The organism is Okeania sp. (genome assembly GCF_983059655.1).
In genome coordinates, this window is the sequence record NZ_CEZPJD010000245.1 from 1 (window position 1) to 8,277 (window position 8,277).

General features: G+C 34.4%; 3 protein-coding genes. 2 read left to right on the plus strand and 1 reads right to left on the minus strand.

All coding sequences use genetic code 11. The annotated features are described in order from the left end of the window. Window positions 1–308: 308 nt before the first annotated feature. The gene (locus tag AC3DU7_RS15220) at window positions 309–3,518 is read right to left on the minus strand and encodes an EAL domain-containing protein (protein ID WP_488040174.1); all 3,210 of its coding nucleotides are present in this window, start codon (window positions 3,516–3,518) and stop codon (window positions 309–311) included. 939 nt (window positions 3,519–4,457) lie between these two features. Between AC3DU7_RS15220 and AC3DU7_RS15225 the strand changes: the two genes are divergently transcribed. Beyond that, window positions 4,458–6,191 carry a trypsin-like peptidase domain-containing protein gene (locus AC3DU7_RS15225; RefSeq protein ID WP_488040175.1) on the plus strand — a complete coding sequence of 578 codons (1,734 nt, stop codon included), beginning with the start codon at window positions 4,458–4,460 and terminating at the stop codon, window positions 6,189–6,191. Window positions 6,192–6,507: 316 nt separating this feature from the next. After that, the gene (locus AC3DU7_RS15230) at window positions 6,508–7,989 is read left to right on the plus strand and encodes a DUF1800 domain-containing protein (RefSeq protein ID WP_488040176.1); all 1,482 of its coding nucleotides are present in this window, start codon (window positions 6,508–6,510) and stop codon (window positions 7,987–7,989) included. Window positions 7,990–8,277 lie beyond the last annotated feature (288 nt).

Sequence of the window (8,277 nt, forward strand, 5' to 3'; positions counted from 1 at the left end):
ACCTTTCGATAGTAATATCATGTTCGGTTAAATAATTATACTTTGGCTGAGGGAAGACAGAAGACAGAAGACAGAAGGCAGAAGGAAGAGAGGAAAGTTTGAAGTGAATTACTTTTTTCGTCGATCAAATTCCCAGTAAAAAATTTACGCATAAATACTTGCTATACATGATTACTCAATCACGGCAGCTATGATTTTCTTCTAAAATTCTGTCTCCTGTCTCCTGACTCCTGACTCCTTCTTCGGTTGCTACATTTTGTGGTGCGGAATGTGGGTTATAAAGATCACTACATCTACAGAACTACCAACTATTTTTTCCAAGAGTTGATTTTAGCAAGTAAACTTGTTGCTTTTGCCATATCTAAGGGTTGAGAAAATAAATAACCCTGAGCATATTCACATTTTAACGCTTGTAGTTGAAGAACTTGTTCTAAAGTTTCTACTCCCTCAGCTACAACATTTATACCTAAATTGTGAGATAAAGTAATAATTGAACGGATAATTTCTGTAGGGTCAATTGAACCTTCACTTACCATATTAGCAACGCCTATCCTATTCACAAAAGAGCGATCTATTTTCAAAGTACTCATCGGGAAACGATGTAGATAACTTAAAGAAGAATATCCTGTACCAAAATCATCAATACATAGTTCAATATTCCGCGTTCTTAGCTGAGACATTTTTTCTGTAACAAAATCATAATTTTCTATTAAAACACTTTCAGTAATTTCCAGTTTTAAATTACTACCATCAAGCTGAGTTTCTGAGAGAATTTTGTCAATTTGTTCGATTAAATCTGCTTGAGCAAATTGTTTTACAGACAGATTAACATTCATTTTTAAGGCATGGCTATTGGAAAATTTATTTTGCCATTGACGTAACTGCCGACAAGCTTCTCTCAATACCCACAAACCAAGAGGTATAATTAACCCTGTTTCCTCTGCCACAGGAATAAATTCAACAGGAGAAATAAAACCTAATTCTGGATGTTGCCAACGCACTAGAGCCTCAAAACCAATAATATTGTTTGTGGTTAGGGAAACAATTGGCTGATAGTTAAGCACAAATTGAGACTGAGCGTTAGGTTGATTTTTAATAACTTGTAGAGCGCTTTGTAAATTGTTCTCCAACTTTAAACGTCTAATAATTTGAGTGTGCATAGAGGTACAAAAAATTTGATAACATCCTCTACCTATATTTTTGGCAGATTGCATAGCTATTTCTGCATCTCGTAAAAAATTTTCTGCCGATCCCATATTTGGAGAGTTGAGAGCAATACCAATACTAGCAGTAATAAATACTTCATTTCCTTCTAAAAGGAAAGGCGAAGTTAGTTGTTCATGAATACGATTAGCAATACAGGTAGCATCACTAATTCCTGAAATATATTCTAGCAAAATCACAAACTCATCTGCACCAAGACGAGCAACTGTGTCTCCACGAGAAATCAATACTTTTAATTGTTCGGCGATCGCAATAATCAGTTGATTTCCAATGCTGTGACCAAGACTATCATTAACAACTTTAAATCTGTCAAGATCTATAAATAAGACGGCAAAGGAAAAATTGTTTCGACGTTCCGCATATTTAATTGTTTGCTCCAAACGCTCCATAAACAGAGTCCGATTAGGAAGATGAGTCAGTGGATCGTGTAGTGCATCATGCTTTAATTGTTTTTCAATTAACTTGCGTTGAGTAATATTATGACTATTAACAATAATACCTTCTACTGCTGGGTCGTGTAAAAGGTTAGTGACAACACTTTCAAAAAAGCACCAATAACCATTACTATGCTTAACTCTATATTCAATAGGTGACTGACTAATACCAGGATTTTCAATTGCTTTGTGAAAAGTCTGGGTAATGAGGGATAAATCATCTATATGAATTAGATCGAAAATACTCTGACCAACAGCTTTTTCTGGCATATATCCCAACACTCTGATTAGTGATGGACTAATATAACGAGAGATTCCGTCAGCGTCAATAATCAAAATTAAATCGTTAGCATTCTCAATGAGGGCACGAAACTTCACTTCATTATTTCGTAATGCTTGTTGTGCTTGCTTGCACTCCGTAATATTATGGATAAGCATCATCATAGCTACAAGCTGCTGCTGACTAGCAATAACGGTTTCTTCTGCGTGTTTATATTGTGTAATGTCTGTATTTGTACCCATCATTCTATTCGTTATTCCTTTTTCATTAGGAATAGCAACTGCGCAACAAAAAAACCATCGGTAACTGCCATCTTTATGTTGCATCCTATGTTCGATTTCGTATTTTGGTGTCAGCCCTGCTAAGTGATCATTTTTGGCTGCCATTACCTGTTCTCGATCTTCTGGATGCACCAATTGATGCCAATCATCCATTTTGTTTCTAATTTCCCAATTTTCATAGCCAAGCATTGCTTTCAATATAGGATCGAGGTAAATTATATTAGTTTGTAAGTCCCATTCCCAAATTCCCACATGGCCTGCTTCAATGGCAAGAGCATAACGTTCCTGACTTTTGCGTAAATTTTCTTCTACTCGCTTGCGTTCGGTGATTTCTATTTGTGCTTGTTGATATAGTTCAGCTTGATGGATGGCAATGGCACAATGATCGGCAATTGATGTCAATAGAGATAGTTCATCTTCAGTCCATTTTCTTTCTCGATCGGACTGATGTAGAATAATTCCACCCAGATAAGTATCCTGATACAACAGCGGTGTAATCAAAACTGATATCACTTGAAACTCGTCAATAAGATTTTTAACTTCTGAGTCTATAGTTGTATCGAATTTACTAATTTTTACTTGCTCTCCTGTAGCGAGTAATTCTGAATAATATTGATGAACATCGTAGGAAAAACTAACTTGACGATTGCATTCAACCGTTATATTATCTAAGTGACAAAGATTAATATTTTTCTGATAGTCTAGCCTCACAATGATACAATGACTAACTTGCAAAATTTCATGTAACTGTTCAACAGTATTTTGCAGGACTTCATCTAGTAATAAAGTGTTACGCATTCCTTGAACAATGCGATTAATAATTGCTTCTTGTTGAGCTTGTTGTTGTAACTTGAGAATGGCACATTGCTGCTCTTTTTTAGATCTAAATTCAGCAGTTGCTCGCTCTAAAATAATTGATAAACTCAATAATCTATCTTTAAAAAGATAACTATTAACCCCTGCTTTTAAACATTTAAAAGCTTTCTCTTCTGGTAAATCATATGTGATTAAAATCACAGGTACTTCTTGTCCTGATTTTTGTAGTAATTTCAGTACCTCGAAGATATCAAAATCTGCTAAATAATAATCTGACAATATGGCATCGTATACATTATCTTGAAGTAATTTTTGGTATTTTAGTTTGCTATCTGCAACATTATAGGTAAATTCTACACCATTAGACTTTAAGGTGCGTACTATGAGCGCTAAATCTTCCATCACATCTTCTACAATTAGCAAATTTAGTTCTTTGCTAGATTTTAGTATTTTTTGATACTCGATCTTTTTTCGCCCTACCATATCAAAGTCACTTCAACAAAATCAGTTTAATTTATTATAATCTATGTTTTATATAGGCTACAACATGATGTTTTTAAAACTTCATTAAATCAGTAGTATTAATCTTGGGAATAGAGGTATTTAAACAATTAATAATTAATAATTAATAATTAATTATTAATTATTAGGGTTTGCTGAATAAAGTCTTTTGGTAGGGATAGGAGTCAGGAGTCAGAAGTCAGGATAAATGGGAATTATAGAAGAGGTAGTCGGAAAAGTTGTCCCAAGATTGTTCTGCCATAATCATCCCAAAATACTAGCATGCATGAACTTTTTCCACTGAAAAGCTGAGACTTTTTGAGACCAAAAAATGCTACAATCAATATCAGTCAATGCTTTGATATTAGATCGGTAAGTCCTAATTAGGGTTTGTGCTCAAAAGTCTTTTTGCTGGGGTAGTAGACAGGAGACAAGAGAAATTGGAATGTAAAGCTTTAAACCACAATTTTTCGGTAAATTTTTTTTATTTTTAACACAAAACATAGCATTCTTTTAACAAATAGTAAAGGCTTCAAAAGTATTTAATGGCTTTTATCAGTCCAATAGTTTAGCAACATTTACTTTTTGAGCTTAAGAAAATAATTTTTTCTCATGTGACTGTTTAAGTGATAGAATTATTGTCCTACTTTAGTTTTATGAGTATAATATTACTGCATCAAATTTGTGCTACACAAAAGTTGCTTTTGAACCATAAGTAATTAACTTTAGCAGCTATATTTTATCTTTAAGCAAAGAATAAAAAAATGAAGTAAAATTCAACAATAGAAGGTTAGACGCAGCTACATGATATAATGTCTGTAATGATATTCATACTAGGCATAAAATATCTGCTTAGGTTGAGAAGTGAAGTAAAGTATTTGATTAAACATCTGAATTAAAAAAAACTGTTGCTGACAAAAAATGAATTTTCAGAGAATCATCACCATCATTATTATTAGTATTTTACCTCTAAAGACTATTAATATCAGAAGCTTAATTATTAGTATCACTATCTTAATGCCACTAATAACATCAGAAGTTGCTCTGAGCTTAACAGAATCAGAAATAAACAAAATAGCAGGAGAAATTACAGTTAGAATTGATGGACAAAACAGAGGCGGCTCAGGAGTAATTGTCGAAAAACAAGGAGATACATATTATGTACTTACCAACTGGCACGTTGTCAATAAAGTAGGAGATTACCAAGTACGCACACCTGATGGAGAAATGCATCCAGTTTATTACAGTCTTATTAAACAAGTACCAAATGTAGATTTAGCTATTGTACCATTTACCAGTTCTCAAAATTACCCTGTTGCCGAAACAGGCGATCCAGCTCAGTTAGTTCTAGGAAAACCAGTTTATGTCGGGGGATGGCCACGTTCTGGCAGCAACCTCCAACAACGAATTTTTCTGAGTACGCCAGGGGTAGTCAAAGGTCGTCAGCAACCTGTTGGTGGTTATAGTTTACTTTATGATAATTTAGTCAGAGCGGGGATGAGTGGCGGACCAGTGCTAGATACAGAAGGTCGTCTAGTTGCTATCAACGGTATTGTCAAGTTGCAAGAAAACTCTGATGCGATCGTTTCTGGAGGAATAGAGATTAATACTTTTTGGCAGTGGCGACAACAGGTTTCGTTGCCAACTATTTCTCAACAACCTCAGACTGCTCAAACTACAACTACTCCAACAGAAGCAACAGACCCTATTTCTACAACTATCTCTGAACAGGAAAATGGAAGCGAAACTGCTGTGAATTTTACTCTAGCAAAGGCAATTTCCAATGAAGTAGGTGGAATAGTTAATTCTGTAGTTGCTTTAAATTCCCATATCATCAGTGGTAGCAGTAACGGGATGATTTCAGTCAGGGATATTAAGAATGGCGAAATCATAGCCACTTGGAAAGCTCACGCAGAATCAATAAATTCAGTCGTAGTATCTCCCAATGAAGAGTTAGTTGTTAGTGGTAGTGATGACAAAACTATCAAAATTTGGAAACTACCCAAAAATAAAAATGTTACTGATATTACTCTGGTGCAGACTCTCACTGGGCATAACGATGTGGTAGATGCAGTAGCGATCGCTCCTGATGGTGAAATGTTGGTAAGTGGGAGCTGGGATAAAACTATTAAAATTTGGAATTTAAGTAGTGGAGAGTCGATCCGAACTCTAGAGGGACATTCTGAGATAATTAATGCGATCGCCATTAGTCCTGACGGCCAATCTCTAGCTAGTGGTAGTAAAGATAATATGATTAAATTATGGAACCTACAAACAGGTCAACTAATTCGTAATATAAATACTAATTCTCTATCAATTTTGTCTGTAGTTTTTAGTCCTGATAGTCAGATATTAGCTAGTAGTAGTAGTGATGGCACTATTAACATTTGGAACTTGCAGACAGATGAATTAATCCATAGTTTAAAAGAACATATAGATGGAGTTTGGTCAATAGTCATCACTCCTGATGGTAAAACTTTAATTAGTAGCAGTTGGGATAAAACAATCAAGTTTTGGGAGCTGAGTACAGGTAACTTAAAAGGTAGTTTAAACGGACACACAAGTTATATTAGTACAGTAGCAATTAGTCCTGATGGTCAAACAATAGTTAGCGGTGGTTGGGACCGGAAGATTAATATTTGGAAAGTTCCTTAATTTTAGGCAAAATCTAGCAGAAGCACTTAGGGAAGATAAGATAATTTCTGATTTTTACAGAGAAATTATGTAGTGGTAAAATTAAAATATTTAAGTTATAATTGTTGATATATGCTGCTGTAAATAATATTTACAAAAAGCAAAAACTTTCATAATAAGGCTCCCATACAAGTATACATCTCCAAAAATAAAAGATAACATTAATTATCGTACATAAATTATCAATTATTTATTCCTGTTCCCTATTCCGTGAACTCCCTGAATTATGAAATCAACAATTTCATTCCCCTATTCCCTGACTTCTGCAAGAAGTCTAATGAAAAAAGCCTCTAGTTACTGGATTATATCTTTACTATTAGGCTTAATTATCTGCTTAGGATTACCAAGTCCTAGCTATGCTGATAGTCAATCTATTAATACCAAAACAATCAATGTTTTGAATCGTCTAAGTTTTGGTCCTAGACCCGGAGATATAGAACGAGTTAAATCAATGGGAATTAATAATTATATTCAATCTCAACTAAGACCAGAAACTATTAAAGAATCTCCTAAAGTAACACAAAAAATTGCTAAGTTAACTAACTTCTACTTAGTTCCAACAGAATTATATAAAAAAAATATCCCTCGACTAAAAAAAGGAGCTAAAAGCTTTACTCAACAACAACGAATAGAAATGAACAAAAATGTCAGAAAAGTTTTACGAGAATCAGAAGATGCACGTTTAATTCAAGCAATATTTAGCCAAAAACAACTACAAGAAGTAATGGTAGATTTTTGGTTTAACCACTTCAATATTTCTGTAGATAAAGGTAACTTAACCCGCCTTTTGGTTGGCACTTACGAAAGAGACGCTATTCGACCTTATGTACTTGGTAATTTTCGTAATTTATTAGGATCAACAGCTCATCATCCAGCCATGTTATTTTATTTAGATAATTGGCTAAATACTGCTCCTGACAGTCAAGGTGCCCGTGGTAGATTTAAAGGCTTAAATGAAAACTATGCCCGTGAACTTATGGAGCTTCATACTATCGGAGTCAATGGAGGCTATACACAACAAGATATAATAACTTTAGCAAGAATTTTTACAGGTTGGGGAATACAACGTCGTGGTGGAGATGGGAGTGGGTTTAAATTTTTTCCAGAACGTCATGATAACAGCGATAAAATATTTTTAGGAATACCCATTAAAGCAGGTGGAATAGAAGAAGGAGAAAAAGCCTTAGATATTCTCGCAAGTCATCCATCTACCGCCAGTTTAATTAGTTATAAATTAGCTCAATATTTTGTTGCAGATCGGCCTCCCGGTAGCCTAGTGAATAAACTAGCTAAAAGATTTCAACAAACTAATGGCAACATTCGTTCTGTATTAGAAACTTTATTTAATAGTCCTGAATTCTGGCAGGAAAAATACTACAACAGCAAATTTAAAACCCCTTATCAATATATTGTTTCTGCTGCTAGAGCAAGCAATACTGACAAACCAAGATGGGGGAAAATTAAACAATTTTTGGAGCAATTAGGAATGAAGCTTTATGCCTGTAAAACTCCTGACGGTTATAAAAACACTAAAGAAGCATGGTTAAATTCCGATGCCATGATGCGTAGAATTAGCTTTGCGACAATTATATCTCGCGGTCAGTTAAACCAAGGGAAACCAAGACGGGTAAATCATCAACAACTTAGGGCAACTTTAGGAAATAATTTTTCTACCCAAACTCAAGCAGTAATTAGCAGTAGTCCAGCTGGTTTACAAGCAGCTTTAATGTTAGGTAGTCCAGAAATGATGGAAAAATAAATAGACATCTCTGAGAAAGAATAGACTTTTTGTAGAAGTAGGCAACAGGCAACAGGCAACAGGCAACAGGGAAGAAAATTGCTGAAAAAAAACACAAAAAATGATCTATAAAGGTAAGGACATATTAAAAGCTTAAAACTTAAAAAAAGCAATATTTTTCCTTCTTCCTTCTTCCCTCTTCCTTCTTCCTTCTCCTATAACTGAAATGACCCAATTTAATATTTTAGAAAAACTATGAAAAGACGTAATTTTTTACAATTTGCTAGCTTACTATCAGCTTCAGGAATA

What these genes read in the sequence shown, in the direction of transcription:
- AC3DU7_RS15225 (WP_488040175.1), top strand. Translation starts at nt 4,458, where the DNA reads ATGAATTTTCAGAGAATCATCACCATCATTATTATTAGTATTTTACCT.
- AC3DU7_RS15230 (WP_488040176.1), top strand. Translation starts at nt 6,508, where the DNA reads ATGAAAAAAGCCTCTAGTTACTGGATTATATCTTTACTATTAGGCTTA.
- AC3DU7_RS15220 (WP_488040174.1), bottom strand. Translation starts at nt 3,518, where the DNA reads ATGGTAGGGCGAAAAAAGATCGAGTATCAAAAAATACTAAAATCTAGC.